This window comes from Leisingera sp. SS27, from assembly GCF_028368855.1.
GTDB lineage: Bacteria > Pseudomonadota > Alphaproteobacteria > Rhodobacterales > Rhodobacteraceae > Leisingera.
In genome coordinates, this window is sequence record NZ_JAQNCY010000005.1 from 1 (window position 1) to 19,896 (window position 19,896).

The following is a 19,896-nucleotide window of genomic DNA, read 5'->3' on the forward strand; positions in this document are numbered from 1 at the left end:
GCTGAGGTTTTGCGCGGTGGTGTTGAAATCCTGGCGCAGCTGTTCGTAATCCTGAGGGAAGGTCTCGGTGATCTGCGCACTCAGGTCGCCCTGCGACAGCGCCGACAGCTTGCTGCTGAGCGCGGCCACCACCTTGCTGCGCTTCTCATTCAGCGCATGCTCCGCGTCTTCCAGCTCCTGCTGCCGGATCAGCGCCTGGCGGAATACATCCAGGGTGCGCGCCATCTCACCGATCTCGCTTTTGCTGGCGGTGGCCGGAATGGCACTGGCGGTATCGCCGTCCGCCATCGACTGCATGCGCCCGCGCAGGGCGCCGACCGGCCCGGTGACACTGCGGGTGATCAGGGTCGCGCCCGCCATCAGAACCGCCAGGGTAACAAGCAGCCCTGTCACGGTTGTGATGATATTCTGCTGCACCTTGGCCTCGATATCCGACACATAGGCGCCGGTACCGATGATCCAGCCCCAGGGTTCATAGACCCGGATGTAGCCCATCTTGGCCTCGATCACGCCGGTGCTCGCGTTGGCGAAGTGGTAAATCAGAGAGCCCTGGCCATCCGCCTTGGCGATCTTAAGCATCTCCTGATAGATCCTGACCCCGTTTTCATCGGTCAGGCCGGGCTGGCGCGTGCCCACCCACTCCGGCAGAAAGGCATTTGCAGTGATCACCAGATCGAAGTCAAAGGCGTGAAAGTCGCCGGCGGTGCCGAACCTGAAGGTCTCAAGCACCGTGCGGCCCATCTCGCGAGCCGCTGCCTCCTCAAGCTGGCCGTCCGCAACCTGGCGTTGCAGCGCATCCAGCTGGCTGAAGGCCATGTCCGTGATTTGATGCAGCTCGCGTTCACGGCTGACGTATTCATCGTTATTTGCGCGAACCAGCAGGAAGACAGTCAGCAGGGCAAACCGCCATTGCGGCCAGCGCGTAGATCCGCACCGGCAAGCGGTAGAAGAAAGCAGGCATAGTGAAGTGGGTCCTTTGATTCCGGGCCATCTCCTTCTTGAAATAGGCAGCTGGTCCTAACAAAATCCTAGCACCACAGCACCGCGCCGGCGCAGCCCGCAAATGCACGCGCCAGTCCGGGCCGCCGTGCAGAAAACTCGGCAGCCCGGTAGATGTCAAACCGCACTAGCGCCACACCGCCAGGTGCTAGGCGGCAGGGCTGTAATAGGGGGAGTTCATTGCCCGGCTGGCAGCCTCCGTGACCGCAGCATCAAACACCCGCGTATAGAAGGCGCAGCCCAGTTCTGCCGCGGTTTCCGGGAACATGTTCACTGCAAAATCCAGTGCATGGTCCAGTGTCTGAAAGGCATCAAACCCGCCCAGTGTCCTGGTCTGCAAGCCGCTCAGCCAGACCTTGTTCTGCAGCCCCGGCAGCATCTTCAGCGCCTTGTTGCGGGCCTGCCAGGGTGCATCCTCGAAAGGCACCGATAATTGCAGCTCAGTATAGACAAAGGCGCCGGGTGCTGCGGCTGGGCCACCGTATTGCACCGCGCCCATGTCCCTGCTGGCGGCCTCGGTCGTTTCGGCATCAAACACCCGCGTGTTATGCGCCACGCCGAAGGCCCGCGGCTCCGACGGGAAATAGCCGGTCACGAATTTCCGCGCATTTTCAATGCTGTCAAAGCCATAGAACCCGCCCAGGGAATTGTTGCCGTGACCTGACAGCCAGGTCTTGTTCAGGAACCCGGGCTGCTGCCGGATCGCCTGGTTGATGTCCTGCCAGGGCGCCTGATCGAACGGCACGGAGATGGCAACTTCGGTGTAGACAAAGGCTTTGGGGGTCATGTCTTTTTCCTGAGCTTTGGGAAGGGAGGGCAGCAGCAGCGCGCCCGCAGAGGCGGCCAGCAGCTGGCGGCGGGACAGCCGCGATCGTTCGCGGAAATCCGCGGTCATTGGGGTTTCGGTCATGGTCACTCCTGATTGCTTGCATTTTGCAAGTGTTCAATTGGCTCGCACAAACACTTGCAATTCGCAAGTGAAAAATATACCGAGGGCCCATGACCCAATCGCGCAGTAAGTATGACTCCGGCTGTCCCGTCGCCTATGCGCTGGACATTTTCGGTGACCGGTGGAGCCTCCTGGTCATCCGCGACATGGCAGTGAAAGGCGCCCGGACCTATGGCGAGCTGCTGGCAGGCTGGGAGGGGATCTCCACCAACATCCTGGCGCAGCGGCTGAAGCAGCTGGAGCAAGCTGGTATTGTCACCAAAGAGAAAGACCCGGACAGCGGCCGCAGCTTTGTATATGAGCTGACGCAAAAGGGCCGCGACCTGGCGCCGGTGCTTATCGAAATCGCCCTGTGGAGCGGCCGCTACAACACTGCTCCGGATGCGATGACGGGTTTCCTCGACAAAATCTCAGCAGACCGGCCAGGAACAGAGGCCAGAATGCGCGCAGGCGAGCGCCCCTAAGCTCCTGATTTGCAGCACCCTTTGACCCGCACCCCCTGGCCCCGGCGGGTCATTCCACATATCTGTGGATTTTGTATCCATTATCCTGTATCTGATTCTCCATAACAACACACCGACAGGAGGATCTCATGTTCAAATCGCTGGCCGCTGCTGCGGCGCTTGCCCTGGTGCCCTTGGCACCTGCCCTTGCGGATACACTGGATGATGTGGTGGACCGCGGCACCCTGCGCTGCGGCGTGGTGCTGGATTTCCCGCCGATCGGCTACCGCGATGCCAACAACGAACCGGCAGGGTTTGACGTCGATTACTGCAACGACCTGGCGGCCGCGCTGGAGGTTGATGCCGAGATCCTTCCGGTCACCTGGGCCGAGCGCCTGCCCGCCATCGTGACGGGCCGCGCCGACGTGGTGTTCGGCGCCACCTCCGACAGCCTCGCGCGGGCGCGCACCGTCGGCTTCACCATTCCTTATGCGATCTATTTCGCTCAGGGCGTCGTGAACACTGAAAGCGGCATCGAAAGCTTTGAGGACATCAAGGGCAAGCGGGTGGCCGGCGCCATCGGCACCCTGCCGGAGCAGGAATGGCTGAAGATCGCCGCCGAATGGGGCGAGGAAGGCAACTACCAGGGCTACCAGTCCGAGAACGAGGTGTTCCTGGCGGTGGCGCAGGGCAAGGCGGACATAGGCCTCACCACCAACACCGCGGTGCTGCCGGTGACCCAGCAGTATGAGACCCTGGCGGCCGGCCCGCGGATGCCCTGGACCACCGACTATACCTCGGTCGTGGGCAAGCGCGAGGATGTCACCTGGATCAACTTCCTGAACCTGTTTGTAACCCATCAGGTACGCTCGGGCCGCTACGGCGAGCTGTGGGGCAAATACGTCGGCGGCGACGCGCCTGAGCTGCGCATCCCCGGCGTGCTGTACTGACCCAACGGTGAAACCCGCCCCTGCCAGCCGCGCTCTCCCGGCGGCTGGCAGGGGCCAGGGAGCATAACCCCAGATGTTCGACTATAATTTTCACTGGCGGCCGGTGATGAAAAGCCTGCCGGACCTGCTGGAGGCAGCCTCTTTGACGCTGCAGGTGGCGGTTCTGGCGATGGTGCTTGGCATCGTGATCGGCCTCTGCCTGGCGCTGGCGCGGCTGCACCTTCGGGGGCCGGTCTACTGGTTCGCCACCGCCTGGGTGGAGCTGGCCCGCAACACGCCCGCGCTGTTCCAGCTGTTCTTCTTCGGCTTCGGCCTCGGCGCCTTCGGGCTGCACCTCTCGCCTTATCTGATCGTGCTGGCGGGGCTGACCTTCAACTGCGCGGGCTATCTGGCCGAAAACTTCCGCGGCGGCTTCAAGGCGGTGCCGGAGACCCAGATCCGCGCTTCCCGCAGCCTTGGCATGACACCCTGGCAGGCCTACAGCCGCGTGGTGATCCCGCAGGTGTTCCGCATCGTCTATCACCCGATCACCAACCAGATGGTCTGGGCGGTGCTGATGTCCTCTCTGGGGATGCTTGTGGGCTTTCGCGAGCTGTCGGGCGAGACCCAATTCTTTGCCTCCCGCACCTTCCGCATCTTTGAATATTTTGCGGTCACAGCGGTGATCTACTACGCCATCGTCAAGGTGATCCTGCTCAGCTCGCGGCTGATGGCCGCCCGGCTGTTCCGGTACTGAGGGGAAGCGCCATGGAACCGACACTCAAGTTTTTCAGCGGCTTTGCTCCCAATGACCTGTGGTTCATGGGTGAGGCCGCGCTGCGCACGCTGTGGATTTCCGTCCTGTCGATCTCGCTTGGCACGGTGCTGGGCACCCTGTTCGGCTGGATGCTGTACGAGGGCCGCCGCGCCGCCACGCTTACACTGGCGCCGGTGCTGGACGTGTTCCGCTCCGTGCCGCTGATCATCCAGCTAGTGCTGTTTTACAACTTCGCCCCCATCGTGGGGCTGAACCTTGATCCCTTTGCCTCCGGCACCGTGATCCTGACCGTCTATACCGCGGCACTCGTGGCCAATGTGGCCCGCGGCGGGATTGAGGCGGTGGGCGCCCCGATGCGCCGCGCCGCGCGCAGCCTCGGGCTTAGTTACTGGCAGGACCTGCGCCATGTGGTGCTGCCAATCGGCGGGCGGGCGGTGTTTCCCTCCTGGGTCGGCGTTGCCTTGGGGGTGATGAAAGACAGCGCGCTGGTTTCCGTGCTTGGCTATGTCGAGCTGCTGAAAGCCAGCCAGATCCTGATCACCCGCACCCAGGAGCCGTTCCTGATCCTTGCCCTGGCCGGCGCCTTCTACTTTGCGCTGTCCTATCCGGTCTCCCGCTACGCCACACATCTCGAAAACAGGTGGGCCCAATGATTTCCATCCGCGACCTTCACAAGTATTTCGGCGCTCTGCACGTTCTGAAAGGCATCGACCTGGATGTGCAGAAAGGCGAGGTGCTCTCTGTCATCGGCGCCTCCGGCTCCGGCAAATCGACGCTGCTTTACTGCATCAACGGGCTGGAAGCGATCCAGGACGGGGCAGTCACCGTTGATGGCACCGATGTCCACGCCAAGGGCACCGACATCAACAAGCTGCGCCAGAAGCTGGGCATGGTGTTCCAGCAGTGGAATTCCTTTCCGCATCTGACGGCGCTGGAAAACGTGGCGCTGGCGCCGCGCATCGTCAAAGGCAAATCCAAGGCTGAGGCCCGCGACATTGCAGCGAAACAGCTGCAGCACGTGGGGCTGGGCGAGAAGCTGGATGTCTACCCCGGCGCCCTGTCCGGCGGCCAGCAGCAGCGGCTGGCAATAGCCCGCGCCCTGGCGATGGAGCCGGAATACATGCTGTTTGACGAGGCGACCTCTGCCCTTGACCCCGAACTGGTGGGCGAAGTCCTGGATACCATGCGCCTGCTGGCGGATGAAGGCATGACGATGATCTGCGTCACCCATGAGATGGGCTTTGCCCGCGATGTTTCCGACCGGGTGGCCTTCTTCCATCAGGGCGTGATGGAGGAGATCGGCCCTCCTGCCCAGATCTTCGGCGACGCCCGGTCCGAACACACCCGCAAATTCCTCGCCAACGTGCGCTGACCCCTTCCCCCGCAGGCTGCCGTGCCTCCCAGTGGCGGCCTGCCCCTAACTGGAGAAATTGGATAATGTCTACAAACGTCTTCACCGGCACCATGCCGGCCCTGATGACCCCCTGCAACCCGGACCGCACGCCGAACTTCGACGCCCTGGTCATGAAAGGCGTGGAAATGATCGCCGCGGGCATGTCGGCGGTGGTCTATTGCGGTTCGATGGGCGACTGGCCGCTGCTGACCGATGAACAGCGGATGGAGGGCGTTGCCCGCCTCGCCGCCGCCGGACTGCCGGTTGTAGTCGGCACCGGTGCGATCAACACCAAATCCGCGGTGGATCATGCCCGACACGCGCAGGAGGTCGGCGCGGCCGGCCTGATGGTGATCCCGCGCGTGTTGTCCCGCGGCACTTCCGTGGCGGCGCAGAAGAACCACTTCAAGGCCATTCTGGACGCAGCCCCGGACGTGCCGGCGATCATCTACAACAGCCCCTACTACGGCTTTGCCACCCGGGCCGATCTGTTCTTTGCCCTGCGCGCGGAGCACAAAAACCTGATCGGTTTCAAGGAGTTCGGCGGCAAGGACGACCTGCGCTATGCGGCGGAGCATATCACCAGCCAGGACGATCAGGTGACCCTGATGGTCGGTGTCGACACCGAGGTCTACCACGGGTTTGTCAACTGCGGCGCAACCGGCTCGATCACCGGTATCGGCTGCGCCCTGCCCAAGGAGGCGCTGCTGCTGGCGCGCCTGTCGAAACTGGCGGCTGAAGGCAGCGCCGAGGCCCGCGTCCGCGCGCAGGAGCTGACCGACGCGATCCACGTGCTGTCCACTTTCGACGAGGGTCCGGACCTGATCCTCTACTACAAGCACCTGCTGGTGCTGAACGGCGAAGAAGACTACCGCCTGCACTTCAACGCGACAGACGAATTGTCGGACGCCCAGCGCAACTATTGCGAACAGCAGTACACGCTGTTCCGCAACTGGTTCGCCGATTGGTCGGCGCAGGGCGGGATCATCGCCGAATGCATGTAGTCGACAGCCATACCGGCGGCGAACCGACGCGCGTGATCCTGGAGGGCGGTCCCGATCTGGGGACCGGCCCGCTGGCAGAGCGCGCGCGGCGGCTGGCAGTGGAGCACATGGGTTTCTGCCACGCCGTGATGCGCGAGCCGCGCGGCCAGCCCGCCATGGTCGGCGCACTGCTGGTGCATCCCACCGATCCAACCTGCGCCGCCGGTGTTCTCTACTTTGATGCCGACGCGGTTCTGGGCATGTGCGGCCATGGCACCATCGGGCTGGCGGTGACGCTGGCCCATCTGGGCTTGATCACCCCCGGCAGCCACCGCATCGAGACCCCCGTGGGCGTGGTGACGGTGCTGCTGGAGGACGCCAATACCGTCACCGTCACCAACATCGAAAGCCGCCGGGTCTCCGCGGCGGCCAAGGTCACCCTGCCGGATGGCAGCACGGTGACAGGCGACGTCGCCTATGGCGGCAACTGGTTCTTCATCGTCGAGCCCAGCCCGCTGCCCTTGCGGACAGACAACATCCGCGCCCTCACGGATCGCGCCATCGCCATCCGCACTGCGGCCAATGCCCAAGGGATTGGCGGCGAAAAAGGTGAGCTGATCGACCATGTGATCTTCCAAGGCCCCTCCCCCCGCGCTGGCATCCACAGCCGCAACTTCGTGCTGTGCCCGGACGACACCTATGACCGCTCCCCCTGCGGCACCGGCAGCTCTGCCCGGCTGGCCTGCCTAGCGGCATCGGGGCGGCTTCAGCCGGGGGAGGAGATCATCCAAGAAAGCATCATCGGTTCCCCCTACCGGCTGTCCTATCAGCCGGGGCCAGCTGGCGGCGTGATCCCCACCCTCAGCGGCCAGGCCTTTGTGATGGGTGAGGGCAAGCTGTTCTTCAGCCCCGACGATCCCTTCCGCGACGGCATCTCCAGCAGCGGGGAAGCCGCCGCCTGAGCATCTTTAACCAAGGCCCGGGACGGAAACCCGGGCCGCATCCCAGCAGAAGAGAGGATACTGTCATGAAATTCACATCCGCAATCGCCGCAGGCTTCAGCCTCGCATTGGCGTCTGCCGCTTCCGCAGCAGAGGTCGAATGGAAGATGACCGCCGCCGTCGGCGAAGGCTCCTTCCTCTATCAGAACTTCATGGAGCGCTTTGCCGGCAACGTCGAAACCCTGACGCAGGGCCGGGTTGAGATTCAACCCTTCGGCGCCGGTGTTCTGGTGCCCGCCTTCAAGGCCCATGAGGCGGTGCAGGAAGGCATCGTTGAGGCGGGCCATTCCACCCCGTCCTATCTGGTCAATCAGGACCCGACTAATGCGATCTTCGCCTCCTTCCCCGGCGGCATGTCGCCCGAGGCCACCCTGCACTGGATCTACGAGGGCGGCGGCGAGAAGATGCTGCAGGACTTCCGCCGCGAGGAGATGGGGCTGCACAGCCTGGTCGTCGGCATCGGCACCTCTGAAGTCATGGCCCATTCCAACGTCGAAATCAAAACCGTCGCGGACCTGAAGGGCGTGAAATACCGCACTTCGGGCGCCTTTGCCGCGGTGATGAAGGATGACTTCGGTGGCGTGCCGACCGTGGTGCCGGGCAACGAGATCTACACCCTGCTGCAGCGCAAGGGCGTGGACGCGATCGAATGGTCCACCCCCGGCGCCAACTTCTCCGAAGGCTTCCACGAGGTTGCTCCCTATATGATCATGCCCGGCGTGCACCAGCCGTCCTTCCTGTGGGAGGTTTTCGTCAAGGCTGAGACCTGGGACGCGCTGCCCGAGGACCTGCAAGGCCTGATCGAGGCCTCCGCGCGCCTGTCGACCTATGAGGGTTACACCCGCTTTGGCGACGCCGACATCAAGGCGATGGCCGATTACCGCAAGACCAAGGTGCAGATGGTCCAGATGGAGCACGCCGAGTCCGAAAAGCTGCGCGAAGCCGGCCGCAACTGGGCCCGCGCCCGTGCTGCAGAACTGTCTGAGGGCGGCAATGCCCGCATGCAGGAGATCCTGGACAGCTACCTGGCCTATCAGGCCAGCTGGGCGGAAAACTCCGTCTACCTGGTGCGTGACGCTTCTGAATGATCTTTTGCGCGGGCCGGGATCTCCGGCCCGCGCCTCCCTGCCCGGAGGTTTCCATGCATTTCTTCAGAACCGGCGTTGAGGGGCTGTCGGCCCTCTTGGGCGCGGTTGGCAAACTGACCATCCTCGCCATGATCGCGGCCATGCTTTATGAGGTCGCCGCCCGCTACGTCTTTGGCGCTCCGACCCTCTGGGCCTTCGACATTTCCTACATGCTGAACGGCTCCATCGTGTTCCTGGGTGCTGCCTATTCGCTGCGCAAAGAGGCGCATGTGCGGATCGATTTTCTGTCGCAGAAATTCCCGCTGCGGGTCCAGCAGCTGCTGAATGCCGCGGTCTATGCGCTGCTGATGGCCCCGATCACCGGCGCGCTGACCTGGGTCGCGGCCTCCAAGGCGCTGAAGGCGTTCCAGACCGGCGAGGTGGAAACCGTCAGCCCCTGGGCGCCGCTGATGTGGCCCTTTTATTCGGTGATTGCCCTTGGCCTCTTTGCCTTCTGCCTGCAGTTCCTGCTAGAGGCGCTCCTTTACTTACGCGGCGAGAAAGTCCCGGGACAGACCCCCGATGACCCGCACGCCGCGCCGGAGAGCTGATTTATGATCCCCCTTCTGATGTTTGCCGCCCTGTTTGCGCTGGTGTTTGCCGGCATCCCGGTGGCGTTTTCGATGATGATCGTCGCCGTTGCCTTTGGCTATGCGGTCTTTGGCGACATGCTGTTCCTGCAGCTTTACGGCCCGCTCTTGCACACCGCTTCGAATTTCGTGCTGGCTGCGATCCCGCTGTTCATCTTCATGGGCGCGGTGCTGGAACGCTCCGGCATTGCCAAGCGGCTGTTCTATGCGCTGCAGATCTGGCTGGGCGGACTGCCCGGCGGGCTGGCGCTGTCAACCATCGCCATGTGCGCGATCTTTGCCGCCGCCTCCGGCGTTGTCGGCGCGGTGGAGATCGTCGTGGGACTGATGGCCATCCCCGCGATGCGCGCGGCGGGCTACAAGAACGACCTGATTGCCGGCACCATTTGCGCGGGCGGCTCGCTCGGCACCATCATTCCGCCCTCGGTCATTGTGGTGGTCTATGCCTCCATCGCGCAGCTGTCGATCGGCCAGCTGTTTGCCGCCTCGATCCTGCCCGGCGTGCTGATGGTTGTGTTCTTCGTCGGCTATGTGCTCTTGCGCAGCCTGCGCCGCCCTGAGGACGCGCCGGTGCTGCCGCCTGAGGGCCGCGCCATTCCGATGGGCCGGAAGCTGAAGATCACCGTCACCGCGCTGGTGCCGCCACTCTTGCTGATTGCCATGGTGCTGGGCTCGCTGCTGGCAGGGGCCGCCTCTGCCACAGAAGCCGCCGCCGTGGGTGCTGCCGGCACGCTGGTGCTGACGCTGATGTTCCGCGAGCTCACCTTCACCATGCTGCGCGAGGCCCTTGGCGTCACCCTGCGCATTACCGCGATGATCATGCTGATCGTGGCCGGTGGCACCATGTTCACCTCGATCTTCGCCGTCACCGGCGGCGGCGGGCTGGTGCGCGATACGGTGGAGGTGATCGGCTACGGCAATGCGGGCCTCATCACCTTCCTGCTCCTGGTGGTGTTCTTTGCGGGTTTCGTGCTGGACTGGGTGTCGATCGTGCTGATCTTCGTGCCGATCTTTGCCCCGCTGGTGCGCAGCGCCGGGATCGATCCGGTGTGGTTTGCGATGCTGGTGCTGGTGGTGATCCAGACCTCCTACCTGACCCCGCCGATGGCACCGTCGATCTTCTACCTGCGCTCCATTGCGCCCAAGGACATGACCTATGGCCATATGTACCGCGGGGTGCTGCCTTTTGTGGCCGCGCAAGGCCTGGTGCTGGTGGCGCTCCTCTTGGTGCCGGAGCTGGCCACCTGGCTGCCCTCCCTGCTGGTCGGACTGTGAGGGACCTCTCATGAACTCAGAACAGACCGGCGATATCCTCGTCATCGGCGCCGGCATCATCGGCCTCAGCGCCGCGCTGGAACTGCAGAAACAGGGCCGCCGAGTGCGTATCCTCGACCGCACCGGCGTCGCGGCAGAGGCCTCGGCGGCCAGCGCCGGCGCCTTTGCCTTTACTGACATCGTGCCGCTGGCCACGCCCGGCATCATGCGCAAGGCGCCGAAATGGCTGCTGGACCCGCTGGGCCCCTTGTCGGTGCCGCCCGCCTATGCGCTGCAGATCGCCCCCTGGATGCTGCGGTTCTGGCGCGCCAGCTGGCGCAGCCGCTACCATGCGGCACTGCAGGCGCAGGTGCTGCTGATGGCACACTCCCGCGCCGCGCTGGAACGCCAGATCGCCGATGTGGACGGCGAGCCGCTGATGCAGCGCGAGGGGCAATTGCAGCTATACGAGGGTGAGAGTGCCTTCCGCGCCGCCCTGCCCGACTGGCAGCTGCGGCGCGAACACGGCATCCGCTTTGACCTGCTGCACAGCCCGCAGGCGATTGCCGAAATCCAGCCTGGGCTTGCCTCCCGCTTCACCCGCGCGGCTTTCACCCCCGACTGGATGAACACGGTGAACCCCAAAAGCTGGGCCGAACATCTGGCGCAGGCCTTCGTCACCCGCGGCGGCCGCATAGATACCGCTGAGGTGACGGCCCTGCGCGGCGAAGGCGGGCAGACCGTAGCGCAGACAAAGGACGGCCCTGTCCCTGCAGCCCAGATCGTGGTCGCCTGCGGGGCCTGGTCGCATCACTTGGCCCGCACCCTAGGCGAAAACGTCCCGCTCGAGACCGAGCGCGGCTACAACACCACCCTGCCGCCTGGCGCCTTTGGCCTCAGGACCCATCTGACCTTCCCGGCGCACGGCTTTGTCGTCACAAGGATCAGCGGCGGCGTCCGGGTCGGTGGCGCGGTGGAGCTGGGCGGGCTGAAGCTGCCGCCCAACTTCCGCCGGGCGGACATCCTGCTGCAAAAGGCCAGACTGTTCCTGCCGGATCTCGACACTTCCGGCGGCACCCAATGGATGGGGTTCCGCCCCTCGATGCCCGACAGCCTGCCGGTGATCAGCCGCTCCGCCCGCGCCCCGGGCGTGATCTATGCCTTCGGCCACGGCCATCTGGGCCTGACCCAGGCCGCCGGCACTGCCGAGCTGGTGGCCGCACTGGCCGCAAACACCCCGGCTGCGCTGCCGATGCAGCCCTATGCCGCCACCCGGTTTTGACCCGCCGCTGACCCGCAATTGAAAGGAGCCGCGCCATGAAGATCACCCAGCTCACCGTCTACCAGGTCGATCTGCCGCTGAAGGAAGGCCGCTACAGCTGGTCCAACGGCAATTACGTCGATGTCTTCGACAGCACCGTGCTGGAAATCACCACCGACGAGGGCCTCAAGGGCTACGCCGAATGCTGCCCGCTGGGCTCCGCCTACCTGCCCTCCTTTGCCCGCGGTGTGCGCGCCGGGCTGGCCGAGCTGGCGCCGCATCTGATCGGGCAGGACCCGCTGAATATTGGCGGCATCAACCGCATCATGGACGCGGCCCTGCGCGGCCACCCCTATGCCAAAGCGCCGGTCGACATTGCCTGCTGGGACCTCTTGGGCAAGGCAACCGGCCAGCCGGTCTATACCCTGCTGGGCGGCGCCGCGCAGGACGATGTGGTGCTCTACCGCGCCATCAGCCAGGAGGACCCGGATACCATGGCCCGCAAGATCGAGGGCTATGCCGCCGAGGGCTATACCAAGTTCCAGCTCAAGGTCGGCGGCGAGGCCAGCGACGATATCGACCGCATCCATGCCACCCGCGCGGTGCTGAAGAAATCCGACCTGCTGGTGGCCGACGCCAACACCGGCTGGACCCGGCACGAGGCCGCACGGGTGGTGGGAGCCATCGCGGGCCTCGACGTCTATGTGGAGCAGCCCTGCCTGACCTACGAGGAAAGCGTCTCGATCCGCCGCCGCACTGCGCTGCCCTTTGTGATGGATGAGGTGATCGACACCCCCAACACGCTGGTGCGGGGCATTGCCGAGGATGCGATGGACGTGATCAACCTCAAGATCTCCAAGGTTGGCGGCCTGAGCAAGGCACGGCTGATGCGCGACCTCTGTGTGGCCCATGGCATCCCGATGACCATCGAAGACACCTGGGGCGGCGACATCACCACCGCCGCCATCGCCCATCTGGCCCGCTCCACCCCGGCGGAGTTCACCTTCTCCGCCACCGACTTCAACAGCTATGGCACCGTTGACATTGCCCGCGGCGCGCCCAAGCGTGTGAACGGGCGGATGACCGCCCCGGACACGCCCGGCCTGGGGATCACCCCGATCTTCGAGGCCCTGGGCGACCCGGTTGCCCGCTATTCCTGAGGAGGCCTGCGGATGCGCAGCAGCAAAACCATTCATGTGATCTCTGCCCATGCGGAGGGCGAGGTGGGCGATGTCATCGTCGGCGGCGTCGCACCGCCGCCGGGCGAAACCCTATGGGAGCAGCGCGCCTTCATCGACCGTGATCAGACCCTGCGGAACTTCGTCCTGAACGAGCCCCGCGGCGGCGTCTTCCGCCATGTGAATCTGCTGGTGCCGCCCAAGCACCCGGAGGCCGACATGGGCTTCATCATCATGGAGCCGGAATACACCCCGCCGATGTCCGGCTCCAACTCGATCTGCGTCTCAACCGTCCTGCTGGACGGGGGCATCCTGCCGATGCAGGAGCCGGAAACCCATCTGGTGCTGGAGGCCCCCGGCGGGCTGGTGCGGGTGCGCGCCGAATGCCGGAACGGCAAGGCAGAGCGGATCTTTGTGCAGAACGTGCCAAGCTTCGCCGGTGAAATCGGCGCAGCGCTGGATGTGCCGGGCATTGGCACCCTGTCCGTCGACACCGCCTATGGCGGCGACAGTTTCGTGGTGGTGCAGGCCGCTGATCTGGGGCTGGAGATCACAGAGGCAAACGCCAAGCAGATCGCCCAGCTGGGCACCCGCATCCTGGAGGCCGCGAACGCGCAGCTCGGCTTCACCCACCCGGAGAACCCGGACTGGAACCACATTTCCTTCTGCGCCTTCTGCGGCCCGCTGGAACAGACGGAAACCGGCCTCAGCAGCCGCTCTGCCGTTGCCATCCAGCCGGGCAAGGTCGACCGCTCCCCCACCGGCACCGCGGTTTCTGCCCGCATGGCGCTGATGCTGGCCAAGGGGCAGATGACGCCGGACCAGACCTTTGAAGCCGTGTCCATCATCGGCTCCCGCTTCACCGGGCGCATCGTAGAACAGACCACGGTGGGCACCCGCCCGGCCATCGTCCCCGAACTCAGCGGCCGCGGCTGGATCACCGGCATTCACCAGCACATGCTGGACCCGGAAGACCCCTGGCCCGGCGGCTACCGCCTCAGCGACACCTGGGGCGCCTGACAGCCCGGCTTTTGGATACAAAAACCGGCTGCGGGACAGCAGCGCCCGCCGTCGGTGCAAAACCAGGCCAATTGCTTGAAGAAACCGGGCGGACCCTCTAGCGTATCCAAAATACGAACAACTGATTTCACGAGGCCCCCATGGCAGGCAAACGCGCCGTTACCCGCAGCTCCCTCCCGGAAGTGATTGCCAACGACCTGCGCGAACGCATCCTGAGCGGTGAACTGGCAGAGGGCGAAACCATCCGGCAGGAGGCGCTGGCAGAGGAATACGCAGTCTCCCGCATGCCAATCCGCGAAGCGCTGAAACGGCTGGACGCCGAGGGGCTGGTGCAATTCACCAACAACCGCGGCGCCTCCGTCACCAAGCATTCCCTGCGCGAAATCGCCGAGATTTTCGACCTGCGCATCCTGCTGGAGGTGGACCTGTTCCGCCGTGCGATCCCGGCAATGACGGCACAGGATTTCACCCGCTGCACCCAGATCCTCGACGACATGGACGCGTCCTATGATGCCAACGACGTGGCCAAATGGGGCGCACTCAATCACAAATACCACTCAGCGCTTTATGCCGCTGCGGACCGCAAGCTGACCAATGAGGTTCTGCAGGGCATCAGCCTGCACTCAGACCGCTTCATCCGGATGCACCTCAGCGTGATGCAACAGCGCGAGCCCGCCAAGAAGGAGCACCGCGACCTCCTGGACCTGGCTCAGGCCCGCGATGTGGAGGGCGCCTGTGCTGCACTGGCGCATCACATCTCCCGCACCAAGGAGGAACTGCTGTCCCTGGTCGCCGAACACCGCGCCACTGCCGACAGCTAGACCGCCCTTTCCCGGTTTCTGACACCCGAACCACCCGGTTTTCTCCGGCCAGCGTCTTGCACAATCAGCATTTTGTATCCATTATCCTGTATCAATATTCACCCGCTGCGCCGCAGCACCAGACAGAGGTCCGCCCATGTTCACACCGCACGGAAACCACCTGATCGCAGGCGCCTGGGTGCCCGGCGGCACCCGCTTCCCTTCCGCCCCCGCCACAGGCCCCAGCCACGAGTTCTCCGTTGGCCGCGTCAGCGACGTGAATGCCTCGGTGGAAGCGGCAGAGGACGCCTTTGCCATTTACGGCAGCACCAGCCGGGCAGAGCGCGCCGCCTTCCTCCACGCCATCGCCGATGAAATCGAGGCCCGCGCCGAGGCCATCACCGCCATCGGCACCCAGGAAACCGGCCTGCCGGAGGCCCGCCTGCAGGGCGAGCGCGGCCGCACCAACGGCCAGCTGCGCACCTTTGCCGAACATATCCTCCAGGGCAATTATCTCGACCGCCGCTATGACGCCGCGCTGCCGGACCGGGCGCCCCTGCCCCGGCCTGAGCTGCGGATGATGCAGCGCCCGCTAGGGCCGGTCGCGGTCTTTGGCGCCTCCAACTTCCCGCTCGCCTTCTCCACCGCCGGCGGCGACACGGCCGCGGCACTGGCGGCGGGCTGCCCGGTGGTGGTCAAGGGCCACAGCGCCCACCCCGGCACCGGCGAAATTGTCGCCGAAGCCGTCCTTGCCGCGATCACCAAATGCGGCCTCCACCCCGGCGTCTTCAGCCTGATCCAGGGCGGCAACCGCGAGGTCGGCGCGGCGCTGGTGCAGCACCCGCTGATCAAGGCGGTGGGCTTCACCGGCTCCCTCGCAGGCGGGCGCGCCCTTTTCGACCTCTGCGCCGCCCGGCCCGAGCCGATCCCTTTCTTTGGCGAGCTGGGGTCCGTGAACCCGATGTTCATCCTCGCCGCCGCCCTCGCCAATCGCGGCGCGGAAATCGCCACTGGCTGGGCCGCCTCGCTGACCATGGGCGCGGGCCAGTTCTGCACCAACCCCGGCATCGCCGTGCTGCGCGCAGGCGCCGAGGCCGACCGCTTCATCGACACCGCCACCGCCGCCCTGTCAGCGGTCGCCCCCCAGACCATGCTGACCGAGGGCATCGCCAGCGCCTACCAGGACGGCCAGCGCCGCGTCGCCGCCACCGCGGGCGTGCGCGAACTGCTGACCACCAGCTGCGACACCCGCACCGCCGCGCCCTACCTCTATGTCACCGAAGTCCGCACCTGGCTCGACAATGAGATCCTGGCCGAGGAGGTCTTTGGCCCGCTGGGTCTGGTGATCACCGCTGAGAGCGACGCCGAGATGCTGGAGATCGCCCGCGCGCTGCAGGGCCAGCTGACCTGCACGCTGCATCTGGATGAGGCTGACACCGCCCAGGGCCAGGCCCTGCTGCCGGTGCTGGAGCGTAAAGCCGGCCGGGTGCTGGCCAACGGCTTCCCCACCGGGGTTGAGGTTTCCGACACCATGGTCCACGGCGGCCCCTACCCGGCCTCTACCAACTTCGGCGCGACGTCGGTGGGCACCCTGTCCATCCGCCGCTTCCTGCGCCCGGTGTGTTATCAGAACATCCCCGAAGCATTGCTGCCGGAGGATCTGCGCGAGGGGTGAGAGGGCGTTTTGAGGCGGACGCTGTCCTGAGAAATGCAGAAGGCCCCGGAGGTGATCCGGGGCCTTATTCACGGGTGATGAGAATGACCACCAACAAGCGTCTAAAGGGCTAAAATTAAGTCATGAAACCAGCACGATAGTCAGGAATCCCCTACCAACAAATTTCACCATTGAGCCTCTAAGGTGACCTGCATGTAAAAACTGCACATGTTTCAACTCTAACGAGGCATTTATGAATTTCTCTATCCCCACAGCAGCTGTTCTCACGCTAATTTCTAGCACTGCAGTAAATGCCGAAAGTGGCACTATAAACATTGAACTTGTGCTCAGCGATGGCACGACCGGGCATTTGCAGTTCGTCGACCTCAGGCAGGAAGAATCATATGCCGACATGGATAATCCGCTCTCCAACTGCGCGCCCCCGCTAGCTAGAAGAATACTTGCCAAATCTTATATTGGTTCACCGCCTGTAGGTATTGCAGAAGTTGAACTAGACTTTAATCCAGAGCGTTTACATCGGCCTAAACTCAAGCTGGTCAGCCAAGAGATGACAAGCCTAATTGTTGTGAACTTGCGGGCAGGCAGCACTCCAGAGGAAATAAGCGAATGGCTGCCTGCAACAGAACCCCGCCGCGAAGGTCCCGACTGGGTCATTGAAACACATTGGGGCTTCAAACCAGCTCCCGTTCCAAAATTTTCAGGGGTTCCCGGCACTCCCGCGGCATTCACAGAAAGCCTAGAAACCCAGGAAAAATTACAACCTAGCTGGCTTGACCCTGAAACTGGAAAGATTTCGGCTTCCGAAGTCGCGCACGTAGACGTAAAAGCAAGTATTCGCTTTCCAGCCACCTATCTGGACCCAGAAACATTTGAGCCGGTTCCTTGCCCGGAAGTGAATTAACGGAACAAGCAAGGCTGTCCTCCAGTCACCCCCCAACAAGCCAGCGCCGTCCCGCGGGGGGGGCGCTCGCAACGTTGCGTTTGGCAGTTTGTCCCCTCAAAATCCTTACGACCCCACCGACACGCACAAGACCGGCCAAAAGCGCCGCCCCATGGGGGCGGGTCATGCCGGAGGCATGCCTTCGGCATGACGCTGGCGCGGCGGCCTGCGGCCTTTATTCCGCGCCGGGGTCCAGGCTCCGCTGCCGCGCTTTGAAAACTTGGCTCGCCAGGCTTTGGGCTCCACCCAAACCACCCGTTACGCCCCCACCGTACGCCCCTGCTTCCCGGATCTTAACCGCCAGCAGCTAAACAGGACCGGAGATCCCGGAAAGGACCCCGCCATGCCCGCACCCGCATCAGCCGCCCTTCACCTCTTCAACGATGGCCCCAACGAAAAAGGCCCCCGCTTGCGCGAGGGCCTTCCAATTTGTCAGAGAGGCAAATCTCAGAGTCCGGTGGACACGTCGATGGTGTTGCCTTCTTCCAGGGTGACATAGGCTTTTTTCACGTCTTTACGCTTGCCCATCTGGCCGCGGAAACGCTTGACCTTACCCTTGGTGACGGTGGTGTTGACCGCTTTCACCTTGACGCCAAAGAGAGCTTCGACAGCTTCCTTGATCATCGGCTTGTTGGAGTCGATTGCCACTTCGAAAACCACTGCGCCGTTCTCGGACGCCATGGTGGATTTCTCGGTGATGATCGGCTTGCGGATCACGTCGTAGTGTTCTGCCTTCACGCTCATTTCAGACGAGCCTCCAGTGCTTCGACACCCGCCTTGGTGATCACCAGGGTGTCACGCTTCAGGATGTCATAGACGTTGGCACCGATGGTCGGCAGGATGTCCAGACCTTCGATGTTGCGCGACGCTTGCAGGAAGCCTTCGTTGACCGCTGCGCCGTCGATGATCAGCGCGCGCTTCCAGCCCAGGTTTTTCACCTGCTTGGCCAGAGCTGCAGTCTTGCCTTCGGAAGCAGCGTCCTCGATGATGACCAGCTCGCCCGCTTTCGCCTTTGCGGACAGCGCATGGCGCAGGCCCAGCTTGCGGAACTTCTTGGTCAGCTCGTGGCCGTGCGAACGCGGGGTCGGACCCTTGTAGATACCACCCTTGCGGAAGATCGGCGCGTTACGGTCACCGTGGCGTGCGCCGCCGGTGCCCTTCTGGCGGTAGATCTTCTTGGTCGAGTAGGAGGTCTCGGAGCGGGTCTTCACCTTGTGGGTGCCGGCCTGCGCGTTGTTGCGCTGCCAGCGGACCACGCGGTGCAGGATGTCCGCACGCGGCTCCAGGCCGAACAGGTCTTCGGACAGTTCGATGTCGCCCGCTTTGCCGCCGTCCAGTTTGATCACGTCAAGTTTCATGCTTCACCACCTTCCGCGGCAACTTCCGCAGTTTTCAGAGCGGCCGGGAAAGGCAGACCCTCGGGGGCTTTCTTCTTCACGGCGTCCTTGACGGTAACCCAGCCGGATTTCGGGCCCGGTACGGCACCCTTGATGAAGACCAGGCCGCGCTCGGCGTCGGTTTTCACCACTTCCAGGTTCTGGGTGGTCACGCGGGCTGCGCCCATGTGGCCGGCCATTTTCTTGCCTTTGAAGACCTTGCCCGGGTCCTGACACTGACCGGTCGAACCGTGCGAACGGTGCGAGATCGACACACCGTGCGAGGCGCGCAGGCCGCCGAAGTTGTGCCGCTTCATGGCACCGGCGAAACCTTTACCGATCGAGGTGCCGGTCACGTCCACTTTCTGGCCAGCCAGGAAGTGTTCGGCCGAGATTTCGGCGCCGACTTCGATCAGGCCGTCCGCGGGAACGCGGAATTCGACCAGCTTGCGCTTGGGTTCAACCTTGGCAGCTGCAAACACGCCGCGCATGGCTTGCGAGGTGCGCTTTGCCTTGGCGGAGCCTGCACCCAGCTGAACAGCGGTGTAGCCGTCTTTTTCCTCAGTGCGCTGAGCAACGACCTGCAGGCCGTCCAGGGACAGAACGGTCACAGGGATCTGCTTGCCGTCTTCCATGAACAGGCGGGTCATGCCCACTTTTTTAGCGATAATTCCGGAACGCATAATCAATACCCTCCGAACTTACGACTGCAGCTTGATTTCGACGTCAACGCCGGCAGCCAGGTCGAGCTTCATCAGCGCGTCCACGGTCTGCGGGGTCGGGTCGACGATGTCGAGAAGGCGCTTGTGGGTGCGGATCTCGAACTGGTCGCGGGATTTCTTGTCAACGTGGGGGCCACGCAGAACAGTGAATTTCTCGATCTTGTTCGGCATCGGGATCGGGCCGCGCACTTGCGCGCCGGTCCGCTTGGCAGTGTTGACGATCTCTTGCGTGGACGCATCCAGCACGCGATAGTCAAATGCCTTCAGCCGGATACGGATGTTTTGGCTTTGCATCGTACAGCCTTTTATTCAGGCGTTGGGGTTGAGAGGAGGGCCTGCGACCACCGCAACCCCTCATCGAACCCAAAAGGCGGGAATCATCCCGCCCCAATTCGCATCAGCGAACTCGCGCCCTATACGCCCTATGGCCCCATGTGGCAAGGGGTTTCGCCGCGAAACCGTTGCGTTTGAGGCGGAC

General features: G+C 63.9%; 22 protein-coding genes. 16 read left to right on the plus strand and 6 right to left on the minus strand.

Going from position 1 to position 19,896, the window contains the following annotated elements; all coding sequences use genetic code 11:
* Both N6L27_RS11950 and N6L27_RS11955 read right to left on the minus strand, forming a co-directional pair.
* On the minus strand, positions 1 to 1,011 hold a 1,011-nt coding region (locus N6L27_RS11950; protein WP_334312500.1), incomplete at its 3' end, for a cache domain-containing protein.
* A 136-nt stretch (positions 1,012 to 1,147) separates the two neighbouring features.
* A complete protein-coding gene (locus tag N6L27_RS11955; RefSeq protein WP_271907489.1) occupies positions 1,148 to 1,909 on the minus strand; it encodes a YdhR family protein in 762 nt (253 codons plus the stop codon).
* A gap of 89 nt (positions 1,910 to 1,998) precedes the next feature.
* Between N6L27_RS11955 and N6L27_RS11960 the strand changes: the two genes are divergently transcribed.
* From N6L27_RS11960 to N6L27_RS12035, 16 genes are all read left to right on the plus strand, one after another.
* Positions 1,999 to 2,412 (plus strand): winged helix-turn-helix transcriptional regulator, encoded by a 414-nt coding sequence (locus N6L27_RS11960; RefSeq protein ID WP_039187380.1) that lies wholly within the window; start codon positions 1,999 to 2,001, stop codon positions 2,410 to 2,412.
* Between the two features lie 128 nt (positions 2,413 to 2,540).
* Positions 2,541 to 3,341 (plus strand): transporter substrate-binding domain-containing protein, encoded by an 801-nt coding sequence (locus N6L27_RS11965; RefSeq protein WP_271907490.1) that lies wholly within the window; start codon positions 2,541 to 2,543, stop codon positions 3,339 to 3,341.
* A gap of 73 nt (positions 3,342 to 3,414) precedes the next feature.
* Positions 3,415 to 4,077: an amino acid ABC transporter permease gene (locus tag N6L27_RS11970; RefSeq protein WP_039187376.1), complete on the plus strand. Its 663-nt coding sequence runs from the start codon at positions 3,415 to 3,417 to the stop codon at positions 4,075 to 4,077.
* A gap of 11 nt (positions 4,078 to 4,088) precedes the next feature.
* Positions 4,089 to 4,751: an amino acid ABC transporter permease gene (locus tag N6L27_RS11975; protein WP_019298488.1), complete on the plus strand. Its 663-nt coding sequence runs from the start codon at positions 4,089 to 4,091 to the stop codon at positions 4,749 to 4,751.
* Complete coding sequence (locus N6L27_RS11980; RefSeq protein WP_271907491.1) at positions 4,748 to 5,470, plus strand: amino acid ABC transporter ATP-binding protein; 723 nt, start codon at positions 4,748 to 4,750, stop codon at positions 5,468 to 5,470. Before N6L27_RS11975 ends, N6L27_RS11980 begins: the two co-directional genes overlap by 4 nt.
* A 65-nt stretch (positions 5,471 to 5,535) precedes the next feature.
* Positions 5,536 to 6,495, plus strand: a complete 960-nt coding sequence (locus N6L27_RS11985) for a dihydrodipicolinate synthase family protein (protein ID WP_271907492.1) — start codon at positions 5,536 to 5,538, stop codon at positions 6,493 to 6,495.
* Positions 6,486 to 7,436 carry a 4-hydroxyproline epimerase gene (locus N6L27_RS11990; RefSeq protein ID WP_271907493.1) on the plus strand — a complete coding sequence of 317 codons (951 nt, stop codon included), beginning with the start codon at positions 6,486 to 6,488 and terminating at the stop codon, positions 7,434 to 7,436. Before N6L27_RS11985 ends, N6L27_RS11990 begins: the two co-directional genes overlap by 10 nt.
* 65 nt (positions 7,437 to 7,501) lie before the next feature.
* A complete protein-coding gene (gene dctP, locus N6L27_RS11995) occupies positions 7,502 to 8,563 on the plus strand; it encodes a TRAP transporter substrate-binding protein DctP (RefSeq protein WP_271907494.1) in 1,062 nt (353 codons plus the stop codon).
* Between the two features lie 53 nt (positions 8,564 to 8,616).
* Positions 8,617 to 9,153, plus strand: coding sequence for a TRAP transporter small permease subunit (locus tag N6L27_RS12000; RefSeq protein WP_271907495.1), 537 nt, complete (start codon positions 8,617 to 8,619; stop codon positions 9,151 to 9,153).
* 3 nt (positions 9,154 to 9,156) lie between these two features.
* On the plus strand, positions 9,157 to 10,467 hold the full coding sequence (locus N6L27_RS12005) for a TRAP transporter large permease (protein WP_271907496.1): 1,311 nt from the start codon (positions 9,157 to 9,159) through the stop codon (positions 10,465 to 10,467).
* 10 nt (positions 10,468 to 10,477) lie between these two features.
* Positions 10,478 to 11,728 carry an NAD(P)/FAD-dependent oxidoreductase gene (locus tag N6L27_RS12010; protein ID WP_271907497.1) on the plus strand — a complete coding sequence of 417 codons (1,251 nt, stop codon included), beginning with the start codon at positions 10,478 to 10,480 and terminating at the stop codon, positions 11,726 to 11,728.
* Between the two features lie 35 nt (positions 11,729 to 11,763).
* The gene (locus tag N6L27_RS12015; protein ID WP_271907498.1) at positions 11,764 to 12,867 is read left to right on the plus strand and encodes a cis-3-hydroxy-L-proline dehydratase; all 1,104 of its coding nucleotides are present in this window, start codon (positions 11,764 to 11,766) and stop codon (positions 12,865 to 12,867) included.
* Positions 12,868 to 12,879: 12 nt separating this feature from the next.
* On the plus strand, positions 12,880 to 13,905 hold the full coding sequence (locus tag N6L27_RS12020; RefSeq protein ID WP_271907499.1) for a trans-3-hydroxy-L-proline dehydratase: 1,026 nt from the start codon (positions 12,880 to 12,882) through the stop codon (positions 13,903 to 13,905).
* 140 nt (positions 13,906 to 14,045) lie between these two features.
* Positions 14,046 to 14,726, plus strand: coding sequence for a GntR family transcriptional regulator (locus N6L27_RS12025; protein WP_271907500.1), 681 nt, complete (start codon positions 14,046 to 14,048; stop codon positions 14,724 to 14,726).
* Between the two features lie 136 nt (positions 14,727 to 14,862).
* Positions 14,863 to 16,380: an aldehyde dehydrogenase (NADP(+)) gene (locus N6L27_RS12030; RefSeq protein ID WP_271907501.1), complete on the plus strand. Its 1,518-nt coding sequence runs from the start codon at positions 14,863 to 14,865 to the stop codon at positions 16,378 to 16,380.
* A 232-nt stretch (positions 16,381 to 16,612) separates the two neighbouring features.
* Positions 16,613 to 17,281 carry a hypothetical protein gene (locus tag N6L27_RS12035; protein ID WP_271907502.1) on the plus strand — a complete coding sequence of 223 codons (669 nt, stop codon included), beginning with the start codon at positions 16,613 to 16,615 and terminating at the stop codon, positions 17,279 to 17,281.
* Positions 17,282 to 17,767: 486 nt separating this feature from the next.
* Here the strand turns inward: N6L27_RS12035 and N6L27_RS12040 are convergent, their stop codons facing one another.
* The 4 genes from N6L27_RS12040 to rpsJ are packed head-to-tail and all read right to left on the minus strand — an operon-like array spanning position 17,768 to position 19,712.
* Complete coding sequence (locus tag N6L27_RS12040) at positions 17,768 to 18,064, minus strand: 50S ribosomal protein L23 (protein WP_039188990.1); 297 nt, start codon at positions 18,062 to 18,064, stop codon at positions 17,768 to 17,770.
* Positions 18,061 to 18,678 (minus strand): 50S ribosomal protein L4, encoded by a 618-nt coding sequence (gene rplD, locus N6L27_RS12045; protein ID WP_019298499.1) that lies wholly within the window; start codon positions 18,676 to 18,678, stop codon positions 18,061 to 18,063. The genes N6L27_RS12040 and rplD overlap by 4 nt, the downstream gene beginning before the upstream one ends.
* Entirely contained in the window at positions 18,675 to 19,379 is a 705-nt protein-coding gene (rplC, locus tag N6L27_RS12050; protein ID WP_019298500.1) for a 50S ribosomal protein L3, read from the minus strand. Before rplC ends, rplD begins: the two co-directional genes overlap by 4 nt.
* Positions 19,380 to 19,397: 18 nt before the next feature.
* Positions 19,398 to 19,712 carry a 30S ribosomal protein S10 gene (gene rpsJ / locus N6L27_RS12055; protein WP_019298501.1) on the minus strand — a complete coding sequence of 105 codons (315 nt, stop codon included), beginning with the start codon at positions 19,710 to 19,712 and terminating at the stop codon, positions 19,398 to 19,400.
* Positions 19,713 to 19,896: the final 184 nt, after the last annotated feature.

Coding starts and splice junctions, on each gene's coding strand:
- rplC (WP_019298500.1), bottom strand. CDS start 19,379: ATGCGTTCCGGAATTATCGCTAAAAAAGTGGGCATGACCCGCCTGTTC.
- N6L27_RS12030 (WP_271907501.1), top strand. CDS start 14,863: ATGTTCACACCGCACGGAAACCACCTGATCGCAGGCGCCTGGGTGCCC.
- rpsJ (WP_019298501.1), bottom strand. CDS start 19,712: ATGCAAAGCCAAAACATCCGTATCCGGCTGAAGGCATTTGACTATCGC.
- N6L27_RS11965 (WP_271907490.1), top strand. CDS start 2,541: ATGTTCAAATCGCTGGCCGCTGCTGCGGCGCTTGCCCTGGTGCCCTTG.
- dctP (WP_271907494.1), top strand. CDS start 7,502: ATGAAATTCACATCCGCAATCGCCGCAGGCTTCAGCCTCGCATTGGCG.
- N6L27_RS11970 (WP_039187376.1), top strand. CDS start 3,415: ATGTTCGACTATAATTTTCACTGGCGGCCGGTGATGAAAAGCCTGCCG.
- N6L27_RS12005 (WP_271907496.1), top strand. CDS start 9,157: ATGATCCCCCTTCTGATGTTTGCCGCCCTGTTTGCGCTGGTGTTTGCC.
- N6L27_RS12000 (WP_271907495.1), top strand. CDS start 8,617: ATGCATTTCTTCAGAACCGGCGTTGAGGGGCTGTCGGCCCTCTTGGGC.
- N6L27_RS12010 (WP_271907497.1), top strand. CDS start 10,478: ATGAACTCAGAACAGACCGGCGATATCCTCGTCATCGGCGCCGGCATC.
- N6L27_RS11985 (WP_271907492.1), top strand. CDS start 5,536: ATGTCTACAAACGTCTTCACCGGCACCATGCCGGCCCTGATGACCCCC.
- N6L27_RS12025 (WP_271907500.1), top strand. CDS start 14,046: ATGGCAGGCAAACGCGCCGTTACCCGCAGCTCCCTCCCGGAAGTGATT.
- N6L27_RS11990 (WP_271907493.1), top strand. CDS start 6,486: ATGCATGTAGTCGACAGCCATACCGGCGGCGAACCGACGCGCGTGATC.
- N6L27_RS11960 (WP_039187380.1), top strand. CDS start 1,999: ATGACCCAATCGCGCAGTAAGTATGACTCCGGCTGTCCCGTCGCCTAT.
- N6L27_RS12015 (WP_271907498.1), top strand. CDS start 11,764: ATGAAGATCACCCAGCTCACCGTCTACCAGGTCGATCTGCCGCTGAAG.
- rplD (WP_019298499.1), bottom strand. CDS start 18,678: ATGAAACTTGACGTGATCAAACTGGACGGCGGCAAAGCGGGCGACATC.
- N6L27_RS12020 (WP_271907499.1), top strand. CDS start 12,880: ATGCGCAGCAGCAAAACCATTCATGTGATCTCTGCCCATGCGGAGGGC.
- N6L27_RS11975 (WP_019298488.1), top strand. CDS start 4,089: ATGGAACCGACACTCAAGTTTTTCAGCGGCTTTGCTCCCAATGACCTG.
- N6L27_RS11955 (WP_271907489.1), bottom strand. CDS start 1,909: ATGACCGAAACCCCAATGACCGCGGATTTCCGCGAACGATCGCGGCTG.
- N6L27_RS12040 (WP_039188990.1), bottom strand. CDS start 18,064: ATGAGCGTGAAGGCAGAACACTACGACGTGATCCGCAAGCCGATCATC.
- N6L27_RS12035 (WP_271907502.1), top strand. CDS start 16,613: ATGAATTTCTCTATCCCCACAGCAGCTGTTCTCACGCTAATTTCTAGC.
- N6L27_RS11980 (WP_271907491.1), top strand. CDS start 4,748: ATGATTTCCATCCGCGACCTTCACAAGTATTTCGGCGCTCTGCACGTT.